The sequence below is a fragment of the Bacillus infantis genome, assembly GCF_020171945.1.
GTDB lineage: Bacteria > Bacillota > Bacilli > Bacillales > Cytobacillaceae > Bacillus_AB > Bacillus_AB infantis_A.
On sequence record NZ_JAIVAP010000001.1, the window covers coordinates 553,992 to 570,600 of the forward strand.

At 43.2% G+C, this 16,609-nt stretch carries 21 protein-coding genes; 5 read left to right on the forward strand and 16 right to left on the reverse strand.

From position 1 onward, the window contains the following. Positions 1 to 117: 117 nt before the first annotated feature. Positions 118 to 726 carry an alpha/beta hydrolase gene (locus LCM00_RS02930; protein ID WP_224897688.1) on the reverse strand — a complete coding sequence of 203 codons (609 nt, stop codon included), beginning with the start codon at positions 724 to 726 and terminating at the stop codon, positions 118 to 120. 233 nt (positions 727 to 959) lie between these two features. On the opposite strand from LCM00_RS02930, the gene LCM00_RS02935 reads away from it, so the two are divergent. Then, on the forward strand, positions 960 to 1,811 hold the full coding sequence (locus tag LCM00_RS02935; RefSeq protein WP_224897690.1) for a pentapeptide repeat-containing protein: 852 nt from the start codon (positions 960 to 962) through the stop codon (positions 1,809 to 1,811). Between the two features lie 94 nt (positions 1,812 to 1,905). Here LCM00_RS02935 and LCM00_RS02940 read toward each other — a convergent pair whose 3' ends face one another. From LCM00_RS02940 to LCM00_RS02955, 4 genes are all read right to left on the reverse strand, one after another. Continuing rightward, entirely contained in the window at positions 1,906 to 2,259 is a 354-nt protein-coding gene (locus LCM00_RS02940) for a hypothetical protein (RefSeq protein ID WP_224898152.1), read from the reverse strand. Between the two features lie 52 nt (positions 2,260 to 2,311). Then, the gene (locus LCM00_RS02945; protein ID WP_224897692.1) at positions 2,312 to 2,470 is read right to left on the reverse strand and encodes a hypothetical protein; all 159 of its coding nucleotides are present in this window, start codon (positions 2,468 to 2,470) and stop codon (positions 2,312 to 2,314) included. A gap of 69 nt (positions 2,471 to 2,539) precedes the next feature. Next, complete coding sequence (locus tag LCM00_RS02950) at positions 2,540 to 4,207, reverse strand: ribonuclease J (RefSeq protein WP_224897694.1); 1,668 nt, start codon at positions 4,205 to 4,207, stop codon at positions 2,540 to 2,542. A gap of 433 nt (positions 4,208 to 4,640) precedes the next feature. Next, positions 4,641 to 4,910 carry a hypothetical protein gene (locus LCM00_RS02955; RefSeq protein ID WP_224897696.1) on the reverse strand — a complete coding sequence of 90 codons (270 nt, stop codon included), beginning with the start codon at positions 4,908 to 4,910 and terminating at the stop codon, positions 4,641 to 4,643. A 9-nt stretch (positions 4,911 to 4,919) separates the two neighbouring features. Between LCM00_RS02955 and LCM00_RS02960 the strand changes: the two genes are divergently transcribed. Next, positions 4,920 to 5,147 carry a hypothetical protein gene (locus LCM00_RS02960; protein ID WP_224897698.1) on the forward strand — a complete coding sequence of 76 codons (228 nt, stop codon included), beginning with the start codon at positions 4,920 to 4,922 and terminating at the stop codon, positions 5,145 to 5,147. A gap of 95 nt (positions 5,148 to 5,242) precedes the next feature. On the opposite strand, the gene LCM00_RS02965 is transcribed toward LCM00_RS02960, so the two are convergent. Further along, complete coding sequence (locus LCM00_RS02965; RefSeq protein WP_224897700.1) at positions 5,243 to 5,785, reverse strand: NUDIX domain-containing protein; 543 nt, start codon at positions 5,783 to 5,785, stop codon at positions 5,243 to 5,245. 119 nt (positions 5,786 to 5,904) lie between these two features. On the opposite strand from LCM00_RS02965, the gene LCM00_RS02970 reads away from it, so the two are divergent. Continuing rightward, on the forward strand, positions 5,905 to 6,417 hold the full coding sequence (locus tag LCM00_RS02970) for a CBO0543 family protein (RefSeq protein WP_224897702.1): 513 nt from the start codon (positions 5,905 to 5,907) through the stop codon (positions 6,415 to 6,417). Between the two features lie 174 nt (positions 6,418 to 6,591). Here LCM00_RS02970 and LCM00_RS02975 read toward each other — a convergent pair whose 3' ends face one another. Beyond that, entirely contained in the window at positions 6,592 to 7,146 is a 555-nt protein-coding gene (locus LCM00_RS02975; protein ID WP_224897704.1) for a GNAT family N-acetyltransferase, read from the reverse strand. 175 nt (positions 7,147 to 7,321) lie between these two features. On the opposite strand from LCM00_RS02975, the gene LCM00_RS02980 reads away from it, so the two are divergent. Beyond that, on the forward strand, positions 7,322 to 7,519 hold the full coding sequence (locus LCM00_RS02980) for a hypothetical protein (protein WP_224897706.1): 198 nt from the start codon (positions 7,322 to 7,324) through the stop codon (positions 7,517 to 7,519). Positions 7,520 to 7,633: 114 nt separating this feature from the next. Here the strand turns inward: LCM00_RS02980 and LCM00_RS02985 are convergent, their stop codons facing one another. From LCM00_RS02985 to LCM00_RS03010, 7 genes are all read right to left on the reverse strand, one after another. Further along, positions 7,634 to 8,503 (reverse strand): GNAT family N-acetyltransferase, encoded by an 870-nt coding sequence (locus LCM00_RS02985; protein WP_224897708.1) that lies wholly within the window; start codon positions 8,501 to 8,503, stop codon positions 7,634 to 7,636. Positions 8,504 to 8,536: 33 nt separating this feature from the next. After that, positions 8,537 to 8,713, reverse strand: coding sequence for a hypothetical protein (locus LCM00_RS02990; protein ID WP_224897710.1), 177 nt, complete (start codon positions 8,711 to 8,713; stop codon positions 8,537 to 8,539). 63 nt (positions 8,714 to 8,776) lie between these two features. Beyond that, entirely contained in the window at positions 8,777 to 9,289 is a 513-nt protein-coding gene (locus tag LCM00_RS02995; RefSeq protein ID WP_224898154.1) for a DUF2268 domain-containing putative Zn-dependent protease, read from the reverse strand. A gap of 198 nt (positions 9,290 to 9,487) precedes the next feature. Beyond that, entirely contained in the window at positions 9,488 to 9,613 is a 126-nt protein-coding gene (locus LCM00_RS24605; protein WP_263623214.1) for a hypothetical protein, read from the reverse strand. Between the two features lie 88 nt (positions 9,614 to 9,701). Beyond that, positions 9,702 to 10,700, reverse strand: a complete 999-nt coding sequence (locus tag LCM00_RS03000) for a DUF3231 family protein (RefSeq protein ID WP_224897712.1) — start codon at positions 10,698 to 10,700, stop codon at positions 9,702 to 9,704. Positions 10,701 to 10,815: 115 nt separating this feature from the next. Next, positions 10,816 to 12,606 (reverse strand): oligoendopeptidase F, encoded by a 1,791-nt coding sequence (gene pepF, locus LCM00_RS03005; RefSeq protein ID WP_224897714.1) that lies wholly within the window; start codon positions 12,604 to 12,606, stop codon positions 10,816 to 10,818. A gap of 59 nt (positions 12,607 to 12,665) precedes the next feature. After that, entirely contained in the window at positions 12,666 to 12,854 is a 189-nt protein-coding gene (locus tag LCM00_RS03010) for a hypothetical protein (protein WP_009793387.1), read from the reverse strand. A 154-nt stretch (positions 12,855 to 13,008) separates the two neighbouring features. Between LCM00_RS03010 and LCM00_RS03015 the strand changes: the two genes are divergently transcribed. Beyond that, positions 13,009 to 13,467: a BsuPI-related putative proteinase inhibitor gene (locus LCM00_RS03015; protein ID WP_224897716.1), complete on the forward strand. Its 459-nt coding sequence runs from the start codon at positions 13,009 to 13,011 to the stop codon at positions 13,465 to 13,467. 116 nt (positions 13,468 to 13,583) lie between these two features. On the opposite strand, the gene LCM00_RS03020 is transcribed toward LCM00_RS03015, so the two are convergent. Both LCM00_RS03020 and LCM00_RS03025 read right to left on the reverse strand, forming a co-directional pair. Continuing rightward, positions 13,584 to 13,907, reverse strand: a complete 324-nt coding sequence (locus LCM00_RS03020) for a hypothetical protein (protein ID WP_224897718.1) — start codon at positions 13,905 to 13,907, stop codon at positions 13,584 to 13,586. A gap of 288 nt (positions 13,908 to 14,195) precedes the next feature. Continuing rightward, positions 14,196 to 16,214, reverse strand: a complete 2,019-nt coding sequence (locus LCM00_RS03025; RefSeq protein ID WP_224898156.1) for an LTA synthase family protein — start codon at positions 16,212 to 16,214, stop codon at positions 14,196 to 14,198. Positions 16,215 to 16,609: the final 395 nt, after the last annotated feature.

Sequence of the window (16,609 nt, forward strand, 5' to 3'; positions counted from 1 at the left end):
GAATACTCCCCCTATGGTTTTCACTATTTTACCATAATTCCCCTTACTATATATAGATTTACCAAGAAAAAGGCTGACCATAAAAATGGCCAGCACCTGTTAAGTAATCATAATCTTTTATTTTACTTTGCTCTTATACCATTCTGCCGCAGCCTCTGCCTCCTGAGATGTCAGCTGATGTCCATAATTCTCCCAGTGCAGCTCCACATCAGCATTGGCATCCTCCAGAAGAGATGTAAGTTCTTCTGATTCTGCAGATGGGCAGATCGGATCGTTTTTACCGGCGGCAATGAAGACGGAGGTACCTGTCAGGTCAGGCAGTTCAACACCCCTTCTAGGCACCATCGGATGGTGAAGGATCGCACCTTTTAAGGCATCTTTATAGTGGAATAATAAACTGGCAGCTATATTGGCGCCATTCGAATAACCGACCGCAAAGATATTGCCGCGGTCAAACTCATATTTGGCAGCTGCCTCATTCAGGAATTCATTCAATTCATTCGTGCGGAACACAAGATCTTCTTCATCAAATACCCCTTCTGACAATCTCTTGAAGAAACGCGGCATCCCATTTTCCAGTACATTACCCCTTACACTCAGAACAGAGGCTTCTTCATCTATGATTACTGACAGCGGAATCAAATCTCTCTCATTTCCCCCGGTTCCGTGCAGGAGCAAAAGAGTCGGTTTATCCGGATTCGCACCCTTTCGAAAAATATGTTCCATTCCAATCACCTTCCAAAAATTGATTAATTGTATTGTCTATCTCTGATTTCCCCTATTTTTAGGATATTTAACCTTCCGGCATTTATCCTTAATTCGAGATAATTTTAAGATGCTTCTCTGATAATGTCAACAGCTGGGTATTCTCTAAATATTTCATTTGTAAAAATCATCCACTCTGCTGCCTGGTATCATGTTATAATTCCCTATATAATAGCTTAAAGGAAGTGTACGTTTTGTCTGCTCAATTAACTGAACCAAACAACCCATACAAAGACCTTTCTTCTGATTGCGGTAGCTGCTTCGGCCTTTGCTGCGTGGCTCTGCCGTTTGCAAAGACTGCGGATTTTGCCATAGATAAAAGCAGCGGTGCTCCTTGTCCGAATCTGCAGGATAACTTCCTCTGCAGGACGCATGAAACACTAAGAGATAAAGGATTTAAAGGCTGCACGGTATATGAGTGTTTCGGAGCCGGGCAAAAAGTCTCGCAGCTCACTTATGGAGGCAAAGACTGGCGGAAATATCCTGACTTGGCAAACGAGATGTTCGAGGTATTCCCTATCATGCAGCAGCTCCATGAAATGCTGCTGTATCTGACAGAGGCACACAGCCTTCAGGAAACACTTTCCATTAAACGTGAACTGCAATCTGCCATTAATACAATTGAGGCGCTGACACTGCTGGAAGCTAAGTCCATTACAAGCCTTGATGTTTATGCGCATAGAAGCATGGTCAGTGAATTGCTGAACAAAAGCAGTGAACTATATAGGAAAAATGTCCCTCATAACAGATCCCCTAAGTTAATATCCAAATTGAAAAAAAGCAGTGATTTTATCGGTGCCTCTTTAAAAGGGGAAGATCTCAGAGGGGCCAGCCTGCGAGGGGCGCTTCTGATAGCAGGAAATCTGCAGAATGCCGATTTGCGTAAATGCGATTTGCTTGGGGCTGATTTAAGGGATGCCAATATTTGCGGAGCAGACCTGAGGGGCTGCCTGTTTTTGACACAGGCACAAGTAAATGCTTCTATTGGGAACCTTTCGACTAAGCTGCCATCCGCTCTAAAAATACCTGCCCATTGGGACAGGTGATTTTTACAAGAATAGCAAACTGAAAAATCACAGAACCAGTTTACATAATATTATTATTAAAAACAAAAAAGGGGAATTCATATTGTGATTTCCCCTATTGCCTGTATTCTGCATTATATGAATTTTCACCTGAATGGACAGAAAGCAGTGTATCGGCATAGCCTACAAGACGATTGACAATTTCATCACTGACAGCGTACACAAACTTATGCCTGCCTGCTATGCAAAGTGCCGGATCATCCCAAATAATCGTCGTATTGATGTTAAAATGCTGTGTATCGTATATATTATAATGGATGATTGCCTTCCCTGCTGCTCCTCCCGTTTGCGGATCCTGATATCCCGGCAGGAACACATACCATTCCTCAGCAGTAGGGGACCGGAAATTTTTTGTGAATGATAGGCCTGCTATTGCGGTGCTGACTTCTTTCTTAGTCTCTTCATCCATTGCTTCAAACAAATTATTGCTCAACCAGATCCTTCCTTCAATGAAAAAGTGTTTACTTACACGATCTGTGTGCCTTACGGATGCAAGAACGGCAAAAACCCATTTCATCTTCGAATGGAAACCAGGACTCACAGCTTAAGCACCTTTTGTATAGCACCAGGTCAATCAGCAGATCATAGCCATAATAGGTTTTCAGCTTTTCGATCCTCATGAATCAGCCTCCCTGCTTGAGCATATGGGCAATATATGCAGGAAGGCACAACCTTGAAACTTGGGCTTTTTATATTTCGATAATGATCGGCAGGATCATCGGCTTACGTTTCGTTTCGGAGAATAAATATTGCCCGACTGCCTTCTTGATCTTCTGCTTTGTTGAATTTCTTTGATAATAATTCTCCTGCCTCAGATCATTAACCGTGCTTTTGACGATACTGTTCACTTTGCGCAGAAGATCTTCGGACTCACGGGTGTAGACAAAGCCCCTCGATATGGTATCGGGTCCAGATACAATCTTCCTTTCCTTTTTGCTGATAGTAAAGACAATGACGAGCATACCGTCCTCTGACAGCTGCTTCCGGTCGCGAAGGACAACCTCGCCTACATCTCCCACTCCCATTCCGTCAATGAGGGTATTTCCTGCTGGCACCTCCCTGGTCTGGCGGGCCGTGCCATCTTCAATATCCACCACATCCCCGTTTTTCACAATAAATGTATGTCCCTCTTCTACACCTGCAGACTCAGCCAGCAGCCTGTGATGGTGAAGCATTCTGTATTCACCGTGTATTGGAATGAAATACTTAGGCTTCATCAGAGTGAGCATCAGCTTGAGATCCTCCTGATAGCCGTGGCCTGAAACATGCATTCCGGTTGAACTGCCAGAGCCGTATATGACATTTGCGCCAAGCATATAAAGATTGTCAATTATCTTGGTCACACCACGTTCATTCCCGGGTATAGGACCTGCTGCAAGGATGACCGTATCGCCCGGCAGAACTTCGGCATCCCTGAAATTATTCGTCGACAAGCGGGCAAGAGCGGCCATAGGCTCTCCTTGGCTCCCTGTGCACAGAATGCATACTTTTTCAGGCGGAAGCCCATCTATATCAGCTCCCTGGATCAGCATGCCGTCCGGAATAGTCAGGTAGCCGCGCTCCATTGCGACGCCGACTACATTGATCATGCTCCTGCCCAGGAGGGCGAGCTTGCGGCCTGTCTTAAAGCAGGCATCCGCCACCTGCTGAACCCTGTTCACATTCGAAGCAAAAGTAGAAATAATAACCTTGCGCGGTGCCTTGATGAAGGCCTCCAGGATATGGTCACCGACAATCCGTTCCGACGGGGAAAACCCTGTCCTTTCCGCATTTGTACTTTCCGAAAGAAGAGCCAGCACGCCTCTGGTCCCTAACTCTGCCATCTTATGGATATCTGCATACTGCTCATTCATAGGTGTCAGGTCGAACTTGAAATCTCCTGTATGAATGATCAGTCCTTCCGGTGTATCAAAAGCAATTCCGAGGCAGTCCGGAATGCTGTGGTTGACCTTGAAAAAGCTTGCCCTGATGCTCCCGAGCTCCAATACTGTGTCAGAGTCAATTTGTATAAGTTCAGTATCAGCGAGAATACCGTGCTCTGATAATTTCAGCTCAATAAGGCCAAGCGTAAACCTTGTTCCATATACAGGGACATTCACCCTTTTAAGGAAATACCCTATGCCTCCAATATGGTCTTCATGTCCATGCGTGATAATCAGCCCTTTTATCTTTGCACGGTTTTCCTGAAGATAAGTAATGTCCGGGATGATTAAATCGATGCCCATCAGGCTTTCATCCGGGAATTTACCGCCGCAGTCAATGACTACAATATCGTCACCGGATTCAAGAACATACATATTCTTGCCAATTTCATTCACACCGCCGAGGGCGAATATAGATACCGCTCCATCCTTCATATGCAAAACCTCCTTTTCATTCAGCCCCTAGCCCGGCTGATTCCAAATTCTGTCCAGGTTCAATGGGACATACACCATTTCCCCATTGATCTGCTTATGTACGATTGGCTGCTGGAAATAATGGTCCATAGAGTATTTCTTTCCCTGATGCCTTGCTGCTATGTTTTGTCAGAGCAGCTTCTCCATTTGAATCTCTGATTGTTGCATCAAGATCCGCCCCCTTGTAAAACGTTTTACATCGTTAATATGACCTGAACCCGCTGATATTATTTCCATATAGCTGTAAAAAACATATGCTGTTAGAAAGTGGACATACTGCATTTTCTTTGGCCGGTTCCAATAGCTTTTGAGGACTTTCCCTAAATATTCGGCCGCCTGCTTTTTATGTTATTACCCTGTCATTGTTTTTGTCTCATAAAAAAGGCCGCTCCAATTAGGAGCAGCCCTCATTGATCATATTTATTTTCCTGGTTTCATTTTGATTATTCCGCCAAGTAAGCCAGCCCGCAGCTAATCCGGCCAGCATATTGGCACCCATATAAAAAAAGCATTCTCCCCATAAATCTTCGTTTTCTCTGAAATCAGCAAAGCCGGAGAAAACAGTGAAGCCGACCAATATTCCCCAGCCTAATGCCCATTTGAGCAGATAAAGGCCCCTGCCTTTAGGTTCTTCTGTTTTCTTCCATATTAGGAGCCTCTGCATCCTGGTGATATGACGCTCTTTATAGACCAGCCATTCAAAGAAAAAATAGCATTCCAGGCATTATTGTCAGCTTTCATTTATGCTGCCTTTACCGTTCTAGCCTTTCTTTTTGCACAAAAGGATCCACTGCTAAGGGGTTCGGTCATCATCTGTTCATTTTTGTTTTTCATCCTGGATTTCCTGTTTGACACCGAAAAGCGGCTATGGATCCTTTCCGGCTGGAATCGGAAAAAATAGGGGGATGCTGAAAAGTAAATTCCACTGCAGCCCTCAGGTTTATCCTGAATTTTAAGAAGGCAGTTCAAAGCCGCCTTGATTCCCCTCAGCCTTAATCACAATAATAATGTTGTTTCCTTCTTCGCTTTATGAATATTCTCCTCCAATCTATTCCCAGAAGAATCTGCCGAATAATCCCTGAGCTTATGTTCCTCTATAAGCTCCAGATTCCTTTTATTATTGGCGTATTCCAGTAAATGTTCCTTTATATTTGGATAAAGAATGATTTTGTGAAGCTCTGATAGCTTTACCCACCTTACTCCCGTTTGGTGCGGATCTGGATTTTCCGGCAATTTAGCTTGTGACCCTTTTTTTAATAAGCATTCAAACATGAGGCAGAGTGAGTGTGTTTCACCGAACCTGCATTCAGCTTTGTGCGGTGCATACTCGTAAACAAATGCAAGCGGACCTGCTTCAACATCCACTGATGCCTCTTCCTTTGCTTCCCTCACGGCAGCTTCCCTGACCGTTTCTCCCGGTTCGGCGCCTCCGGCCGGCAGATTATAATGAAGGCCGTTTTCGTCATTGAATTCAATCAGCAGGATCGAATCTTTTTCCATGATGACGGCACCTGCCCTGACTCTTATATGATGTGGCATATTATCCCCCTTTTTTAAGCATGTAAAAATCATGCTGGATTGTGAGAACTTTGGCTTTTCTGATTGAGTGGTTCCTTTAGTGGATATAATGTTTACTACTATTAGGAGAGGCTAATCATATGTACCTTTTACTGGTTATTCTTGTTTATATTTTATTTGCTGTCTATCTGGTCGACTGGGAGCGCTGGAATGAATTCTATCCAACCATCCAGTACTTCATCATCTGCAATCTTTTGTACAATTTCCTTTTCTATAATCATACGCTGTGGAGTTATCATGCAGTAACGGTTGACTGGCTTAACCATACACTGATTGAATTGGCTTTCACTTTTTTCGTACTGCCGATTGTGTTAATGATTTACCTTCGGTTTTTTCCTAAAGGCAAAAAGAGTTTTCCTTATATAGCTGTTTGGATCGCCTACTTTACGACAATCGAATATGTCTTTTACAAAAAAGGGCTTTTTATATACGATAACGGATGGAATGTCTTATGGTCTGGAGTATTCAATGTCATCCTTTTCTCAATGGTCAGGCTTCACAGCAAAAAGCCAAAGCTGGCACTAGCCTTATCCTTGCCCTTAATCATTATCCTTCTGTGCTTCTTCCACCCGCAAATAAAAGACTTAAAGTAAAAGTACGGGGTGCACCTAATGGAACCAAACCCAATATCCACACCAGTTTTTTTAATCGCATTGATCACCATTTACCTCTCCATGGCCATCTATCTCAACAGAAAAAAATAACGTGTCAGGCACCTCAGATGGACACTTTACGCCATTTTAACTTTTTGCAGTGCCAGGCACATATTATAAATGCCTTACATAAATGAGAAAGTCCTTCCATTCTCCATTCTCTAAGGCAAATTTCTTCCTTGTGCCTTCATAGTGGAAGCCGCTTCTTTCGGCAAGAGTGATGGATGGGCGGTTATCGGTGTTTATATGCAGCTCGAGGCGATGGAAGCCAAGTTTTTCATGAAAAGCTTTGGCTGCTGCTGACACTGCTTCTGTTCCATAGCCTTTTTTCCAGAATTGGTTATGAAGGGAGTAGCCCATCATCCCCCACTGATAGTCCATCCTCAGGATGGTGAACAGCTCGACTTTACCAACGTTAAGGTGATCTTTTTTTCTAAAGATGCCGAGATTTGTCATCTGATCCCTCGCAGCTGCTTCCGAAAAACCTCTGATCCACTTTTCAAACCACTCCCTGGTGTTATGCTCCATACTGACCGGCCTTCCTTCATCATACTTATAAAATGAAGGATTTCTATCAGTGAAGCCCTTATACCAATTTTCATAATCAGAAAGCTCGAACGGGCGTATGACTAGCCTTTCAGTCACTATAGGTGCTGTTTGCAAGTCCATTGATTCACTCTCCTTTCATTCCTTTCCTCTTCAATGAAAGACTGGCATATTCCTTCTTTTCTTAAGAGCAATTTAATACCAACTTGACAAATCGGATATATAGGGATTATAGTTGTACATAACATCTTTTATCATATTCTTTGGCCATAGCAGATAATTGAAGGGGATGAGCATTTTGATGATGACGAAGGAAGAATCTCGCAGAAACCTTATTCTCAATAAATTAATGGCAATTACACAATTCCAGGATAAAAAAGAACTCGTGGAAATGACCTGCACAGAGCTGGAAGGTCTGTATTTAAGCCAGCTTTTCGCTGCTTCTTCACATCCCCACAGCGGGCAAAAATCGATCCGGTTAATCGGGAAAAAATAAATAATAGCAAAGGTGGAGAGCTGCATAAGGCTCTCCACCTTTTTTAACTTACTTATGATCGCATATTCCCATTGTTCTAATAAAGGGAATGGTGCAGGCACAACTCAAAAAAACTCAACCAAATGCCTGTGCTGCCAAGGCAAATAAACGGCCGTCTCTTACAGGCATATCATCTCCATTGAAGATCATAATTGGAGGAACGGCTGAAAGCTCAAATCCGCTGTCCTTAATGAATGCGGCAAAGCCTTCCTGTCCTGATGGCACATCTATCCTCAGCTGCCCATTATGGCCGGATGCAAGCTGGTCCAGTAAACATATTGCTGTTTCAGTATTCTCAGCAGCAATGGGTCCAATAATCAGATTGACTGGTCCCTGAATGGAAAGTCCATAGCCTGTAAGCCTTCCATCTCCATTGAAAGAAAGAAGGCATTCTTTTGCCTGTGCGATCCTATTTTTCAGGAACACTGTTCTTCCATCCCCGAAAGCGGCTCTATCAAACTCTACAACACTTTCAAAAAAATCTGGTGTGAACCTTTTTATGTACGATACTCTCCCTTTTTCAACAGGGGAAGAAGGCATGTATTCCCTGCAAAGATATTTCTGGATGGTGTCCACTTCAGTAAAGCCCAGCCTTAGATAAAGCGGCCTTCCTTCTTCTGTGCTGACAAGCAAAATGGATGTTCCTTCATCCGCTGCTTCCAAACAGCTTCGGACCGCCTCTTTTGCAAGGCCCTCCCCTCTTGCGCGGGGATCAACTATCACCATTCCCAGCCATGCCAGGTGTGTGTTATAAGGTATGAGTGCAGAGCAGGAAACCAGCTTTCCATCGATCGTTTTATGTCCTAGTACGGTGCCGGAATTCAGTAACGTCAGTATTTCTTCCCTTTCATAATCCCAGCCGACAGAAGCTGATAGCTCAATCAGCCCGGATATATCTTCTTCATTCAATCTTTCCAGAGAGATATGCTCTTCAATCATATTCATTCCTTCTTCCTACCCTCTCTCTGCTGCTATTTCTTAGTTAAAGAAGGACATGATGATGACGGCAGCAATTGAAATAAGGAAAAAGCCGATGATGACATATTTTATTATTTTGATTGGCTTTGGAAGACTGCGCACATCGGCTGCGTCCGGCATTCCCTCAATTTTCTTCATATGATCAACCGCATCATTCATCGGTTCTTTCCCCGCCATTTTCTCATCTCCCATTCTATCTTATATAAGATATTCGCTGTTTCATCCTGCTTTCCTTCAATACTATGTATGCTTTCTAAGAGAATTCCAGATCTTAAGAATTTTATCTGTCTCCATAAAGGTCAAATCCTTAAGGCTCATTCCGCTCTCCATGAGTCTTTTGATGATTATAGCTCCGGCAAAATAGCCCAGCCTTCCATCAGTTTCTGTGCCAGTGAAGTATTTTTCAACCATCCTGCCATCCAGTGGGGCCTCAAGGTCTTTATATATTTCTTCATGCAGCCCTCCTATTTTCAATTGAAGGAATTGGTAATGTTTTTGGCACATCATTAACGCATTCGGCAGCCATCTTTCATCCTCCGTCCGCCCGGATATTTGAAGGGAAGTCCACACAGCCAGTCCTTCAGCAATCAGCAGCTGTTTTACAGTCAGACCAGCAAAGTCCTCTTTTTCCCTTAAGCGGTAAAAACGGGCCATATGGCTGAATTCATGGGGAATCAGAATACTTGGATCTCTTTCTTCCAGGCACAAGTCCAAGAAAGATATAAAGATCTTTTGACGGAGGAGCAGCTCCATCGCTGAAACCCAAGCCTGTGAGCATATATACAGAAAACTTCTCTGTAAAGCCAAAATACAAGCAGCATTCTGTTAATAGCTTCTCTGCCTGTTCCAGCTGAAAGTTGGAACGCCCCTTCTCAGAACGAAGGAGCAAATCTTTAAAATCAATCTCCTGTATGATGTGCTGGATCTGTTCCCGGTCTAATTTATATATGCTTAGAAAAAGAGGATCAAATGCGGCCTTGTATGTTTGATAATAAGTTTGCCATGCATGATAGCTGCCTCCGCTTCAGCTCTTTCTGCAGCAGCTCTAAATTCTTTTAAACCGTCAATAATAATCAATCCCTGCACCTCCTTCCCTTATTGATTCATGATTCAATCAGCTTTATCCTGCAAAAAAAAAGAGCTGCTGTGCAGCTCAGTCCAGACATTATTTTATCAGCTTATCCCGATCAGCTGCGTGAGGAGGTCTTTCCATCCAATCATGCTTAATAAGGATCTGGGCTCCGTCCTCGGCATATAGACCAATTTCAGCAAAAAGACGGCTATAATCGGCCGCAATATCTCTTCTTGGGCTGGCAGCCATTGCTGTTCCATAATTTCCTATTCCAGCAGCGGACATCATGTTCAACTGGAACATCATTAATTTGTCAGAAAAAGGAGGAACCTTACTGTCCGTTATTTCAGCATCCCATGTGACCGGGGCAGGCAGATCATTTTCCTGCAGATATCTGCTGAATATTCTTGTATGTTTTTTCGAGATTTCCTTTCCCCGCACAAAATACTGCTTCACTTCTTCATTTTTAATGCATTGTGCAAATCCTGTAACAAGCGCTCCGCCAAAATAATTGGTCTGTATATTGGCAAATAGATGTGTAATTTCAATGGCTGTGAGCGGTCTCTGCTTACCGAGCCAGCCTGCAAGGAAATGAGCATCCTTTACCATCTCTGATTCTGCAAGAGGAGGAATATAAGGCGACCGTACTTCAAGGCCTTTGGACAAAAGCAGATTTTTTGTTTCATTCATCAATTCCATTGTTGAAGATATACACGACATAAAATGCTCTCTGATGTCGTTCCGGTATGTTAAAGGCAGGATGGCTCCATAAGTCACCAGGGCCCCTTTAGTCATTTGCTCTGTATAAAACAGAAAAAAATCATCAGAAAACAGTCTCGGTGCCCCGGGGTGGACATCATTATCTGTAAAGCCGGCCGGCACCGAGTGACCTTCTTCTTGAAAAATACTTGATGTCACTCTGATATGCTGTTCAGCTAAGTCGAGGGCTTGTCTCAAAATTGTCCTTGTTTCACTATCCTCTGCACAAGCAATAAAATATTTATATACACACCTGAACATGCTGTCTGATATAAAATTTGTCCATAATCCGCCAGTTTCTGATGAAGTCAACCGAATATGCTGTTTTTCCAAAAAAATACCTCCATCTTATTGATGGAAGTATTTTTCCCTGGTTCATCCATAGTTATGAATTTAGGACGAACTTAATCTGTACCTTTAATAATCAACTTTATAAGCACATTTTTCCCTAAAGAGTCTTCTCCAATTCCTCCACAAGCTCGCCAAACTTCTTCATTGAATTTTCAATAGGCTCTGGTGAAGTAAGATCCACTCCCGTCCTCTTAAGCAATTCAAGCGGGTAATCGCTGCTTCCGCTCTTCAGGAACTCAATGTAAGACTCAAGCGTCTCTTTATTGCCTTCAAGTATCCTGGTGGCAAGATGGATGGCTGAAGCAAATCCGGTGGCATATTTATACACATAAAACGGGCGGTAAAAATGCGGAATACGGGACCAGCCATATTTCACCTCTTCATCAAAGACCAGTTCTTCGCCATTGTATTCACGGAAGAGCTTTTCATAGATTCCGTTGAAAACTTCCACATTGAGGGGCTTGCCCTGCTCTGCATATTCATGTGTGATCTTCTCAAACTCTGCAAACATAACCTGTGTAAAGAAGGTTCCCTTGAACTTATCGATAAAGTGATTGAGTAAATGCTTGCGCACATTCTCATCTTTCTCGTTATCGAGCAGATAGTTGATCAAGAGCACTTCATTGACCGTTGATGCCACTTCAGCAACGAAAATGCTGTAGCGGGCTGATATCTGCGGCTGATGCTGGCTGCTCAGCTTGCTGTGCACCCCATGGCCGCACTCATGCGCCAGCGTGAACAAGCTGTTCAAATCATCCTGGTGGTTCAGGAGTATATACGGATGAACACCGTAGACACCCATATTATAAGCGCCGGACCTTTTCCCTGGGGTTTCGCGGACATCGAGATAGCGCGCATTTTTAAAGTCCTTCAATGTCTCGACATAGTCCTCGCCAAGCGGTGCCAAAGCCTTCAGCATAATCTCATAAGCCTCTTCATACGGAATTTCCTGTTTCACCCCGCTTACAAGAGGGACACTCAAGTCATACTGATGAAGCTCATCAAGCTTGAGTTTTTCTTTTCTCAGCCTGTTGTATTCGTGCATTGGCGCAATATTATCCTTTGCAGATTGGATCAGGTTTTCATAAACTTCTTTTGGGACATTATCCCCGAAAAGCCCTTTTTCCAAAGCAGAAGGATAGCGGCGAAGCTTGGATGTCGATACATTGTTCTTTATCGCAGCAGAAAGGGTCGACGCAATTGTATTTTTAAGTTCGACATATGGCTTGTAATAAGCTTTGTAAGCCTCCTTCCGCTTTTCGCGGTCTTCATCTTCAATCAGCTTGCTGTACATGCCCCGCGTAAGGCGGACCTTCTTGCCATCGTCTTTTGTAACCATCCCGAACTTGATATCGGCATTATTGATCATGCCATACGTATTGCTTGGAGATGAGAGAGCTTCTCCAAGCTGTGAAAGAATTTCTTCCTGCTCTTTCGTCAGCACATGGGTTTTATAGCGAAAAGATTCGAGCAGGTCTTCTTCGAAATATTTCAGCCCGTCTTCTTCTGCGATATACCCTTTAAGCGTTTCTTCATCAAGGCTGAGAAGATATGGCATGAAAAATGAAGTGGCTGCCCCGACTTTTACCCCAAGCTGTTTGACGCGGTCCTGCAGGGCTTGGGCAGCCGTATCCCTCGTATCCTGATCCGCCTTAAACATGCTGTAAGCATATACATGTGTAAATGTATACGAAAGCTCTTCACTTAGCTTTAGATATTGGTAAAGGTCTCGTGCATCATTAATATTGCCGTCAAACTCTTTAAGCTTTTCAGCCATTTTCCCGACTTTCTCGAAATCCTGCTCCCACAGCTTTTCATCTTTATAAATATCCTCAAGATTCCATGTTTCTTCAACAGGCACATCCTGCCTGGAAGTGTATGCTGTCATACCCGTCACTCCTTCTGAAAAAATACTTCTATTTATTATGTACGGAAAACCCGCTGCGGCTATTCCCCTTCAGAAATAAGTATTTTATAGCCTGCCAGCTGGGGTCCTTCTTCATAGCTTTCCCTGCTGATGATATAAAACCCTGATTCTTCAGGATCGGCAATCACCAGTTCATCTGGACTTTTGTCCACCTGGGCGGCGTCCAGGCTGAAATATTTTTCCCCTAAAAGGGCATGATCGAAATTCATAAAAAAACCTCCTTTTGAAAAAGATATCAGAACATTAAAGAAATACCAAAGCTTATGCTTCATTTCCCTTTATTGCCTGTAACTTTCTTTCCCTTGTTTACGCCAGTATATATAAAGGGAAAAGGAATCCTGGCAGCAAAGAAAGGTGATCATAATGTATAAGTGGATCCTGGTGCTTGCCCTTGTTCTAACAGGGTGCGGCACGAGCATAGAAAAGAATGAATCGGGCAGCGGATCGGAAAATAATACAAACGGAGGAGGGAGCGGCATTATTGCAGGCAATGTAGAACCTGAGCTGCAAAAACAAAGCTCATTGAATTATATTTACACCATCAAAAACCAGACAGAAAAGGAAATTGAAATGAAATTCCCCACTTCCCAGCGTTTCGACTATTCTGTAAAAGATAAGAACGGAGCAGAAGTGTTTCTGTTCTCAAGTGCGGCATTCTTCCTCCAGGCTGAGGGAAAAGAAGTCTTGAAGCCTGCTGAAGAGCTGAATTACGATATCAACCTCAGCCAGCTGAAGCTTGCCCCGGGAACGTACACGCTTGAAGTCTGGATGACACAGCAGGACGGAGAAGACTATAAAGTCACCGAGGAAATTACTGTTTAATAGACAATGTCCCCTGCATACGCATCCTTGCAGGGGTGTATTTATATAATTCTTATCACAGGCTCATGAAAGGAAAACACGTGAACGTGATGCTCAAAACATGCAATAGAATAATGCTATAGCTCTCTTCCTTCTGATACTTTCTGATAAGCATATTCTTTCTTTTCAAAATCCAGCAGCGCTGACTCGGAATAAATCCTAAAGGCTTCTCCCTCAAACACTTCTTCACCATTCCAACTCGTAAAATAATCAAGAGCTACAGAATAAGTAACATAATTTCGAAGCTCAATCTCTGTACTGATGGCCCTGCTTTCAGGATGGGGATAGATCAGCAGGTCTGTGGCATTTTTTCTTATAAGAACGGAAATGCGCAGCTTAGCTCCTTCCGTTCTATGCTCTGAGATTTGTTCAAAAGAAATCTCGATATCCTTCATCTCCATTAACTCTTTATATCGCATAAACTTTCCTTTCCAAACATGATACCTTTATGCCCAGTAATTTATGTCTGCACCTGCTGCCGCTGTCAACAGAAACATTAGACTCTGCCTCCTGCTTTTTTTCAAATATAGCCTGCTGCTAATTGCCAGGAGAATCATGAATTCATATAGCAGACCTACAAATTGAGTCCATATCCTTATTGCGATCCTTCAGAGGTAAAAGTTCCTGCTATTCTGCCAGTTTTTATTGCTAAATGAAAAAGGCTGCCCTTTTAAGGACAGCCTTTCCTGCTACTCAGCCTTGCTTGAATTTTCTTCTTCTGTTTTGTCTTCAGCCATTTTTTCTGTGCTTGTTTCTTCTTCTATATTTTCTTCATCTGCTTCTTTTCCCGCAGTATCTTCATTCAGCTTGTATTGATATTTCGAGCGGTCCACCGGTTCAAACCCTTCCGGTGTGTAAAATCTGAGAAGGTCTCCATTTACAACTTTGTCTGAAAGCTTAAGCTTCTGCTCTACATTCAGCTTGTATTTTTCCGCCTCTTCAAGCCTGCTTTCGTCCAGCAGCTCGCCCGTCTTGGAATCATAGAACTTTCCGCCTGTCGAAGTAATCTCAGGGCTGGCAAAATCTCCATTTCGGAAAGGAACAATATCATCATGCTCATCTGACAAAAGGTCTGTTCCAAACTGGATATTGTCTTTATTCTCTATTCCAAGCAAGTGAAGTACGGTTGGCAGCAAATCGATCTGGCCGCCATATTCATGATTGACGCCGCCCTCCATGCCAGGCACACGGATGAACAGAGGCACCCTCTGCAATCCTTGGCTGACAAAGTCATCGACTTCATGTCCAAGCACCTCTTCCATTGCCTTATTATGGTTTTCGGATATTCCGTAATGGTCTCCGTACATAATAATAATGGAATTATCGTAAAGGCCTGCTTCCTTCAGATCCTCGAAAAACTGCTCCAGCGCCTCATCTGCATAACGGGCGGTCTGGAAGTAATTATCGACTGATTTATCCCCGGTTGTGTGAGGGGCAATCGTAGCTTCAGCCTGATCCATCTTATAAGGATAATGGTGTGTTACCGTAATGAACTTTGTATAGAAAGGCTGCTTCAGTGATAGTAAATTGTCCATCGACTGCTCAAAGAACGGTTTATCCATCAGGCCGTATTCTGCCTGAGGGGCAGTCATATCATAATAGCTTGAGTCAAAGAAATGATCAAAGCCAAAGGATTTGTAAATTTCATCCCTGTTCCAGAAGCTGCCGGAGTTGCCGTGGAAAGCAGCGGATGTATACCCATGCTGGCCCAGAATGGCAGGTGCAGCCTGATACGTGTTCGTCCCCTTTGTTGTAAAAGCGGATCCCTGAGGCAGACCGTAAAGGGAATTTTCAAGCATGAACTCCGCATCGGCCGTTTTCCCCTGTGCAGTCTGGTGGTAGAAATTATCGAAGTACATCGTATTCTGCTCACTTGTGAGTGAGTTCAGGAATGGTGTTACTTCTTCGCCATGCAGCTTATAGTCAATCAGGAAATTCTGTATAGACTCAAGGTGAAGATAAATGACATTCATCCCTTCCCCGGCTCCGAAATACTTTTCATTCGGTTTGGCATGGTTTGATTTAGTAAAGTTGATGACTTCTGTCACATCATTGCTGTCGGCAAAGGCCCTCTGTGCAGTTGATTTTGTACTTTGAACAGCATCATAGATCGTATAATTGTACATTCCGAGATATTTGACAATATAGTTGCGGTCAAATCCCCGCGTCAGCAGCTGCGGTCGGTCTGACTCAGCCAGTCCCAGATTGAAGCTGGAAATAGCCAGGGACAGGAACATCAATGCAGCTGCTTTCCTGCGCGGTACAGCAGCCATATCCATTTTTACAAAACGGCTTGCCAGCAATACAGCCAGAAGCAGAAGATCAGCAAAATAAAGGATATCATGCGGCTGCAGCAGGGATGTCACACTTCCGCTCACATCGCCGAAGTTTTGCGTCTGAGTCAATGTCGGCAAGGTCAGGAAGTCATTAAAAAACCTGTAAAAAAGCACATTTGCATACAGGAGGAATGACATGAGCAAGTCGATTCCGATTAATGCAAAGTATTTCTTCCGCCCTTTAAAGAAAAAAGCGATTCCGAGGAACAGCATCGCTGATCCAAGCGGATTCAGCACAAGCAGGAATTGCTGCAGGACGTTATCAATTCCAAGGCTGAATTCATGGGCCTGTACTGTGTAAGTCTTAATCCACAGCATCAGGACCGCCAATGCATAAAAGCCTGCAAATTTAGTTAGTATATTCGCATTCATATAGTTTGTTTTCTTCAAGTATAATACCCTCTTTCTATTGCAAAATCGAAATCTTGCACAGGGGAAGCCATTTCCCGTTTAACATCTTTGGCCCTTACATTGCGATTGAAGCACAACATAATGTGTAAGTGTACCATGTTTCTGTGCAAAAATGAACTGGAAACCGATCCAAACCCGGCTTGTTCACAAAAAGCTCACATATATTATACGTATAAACAGCCCAAAAAGTTTCAGCCATGCTTTGGACAGAAAATGAAATAGACTCAAATATATATACCCAGGAATAGAAAGATATTCCTAAAATCTTATTAAAAAATTGTAGATGTTCCACTTATCTCAGTGCCAAAGGTAATACCCTGCTAATCCATTTAATGGTAAGATATAGTCATATTTGC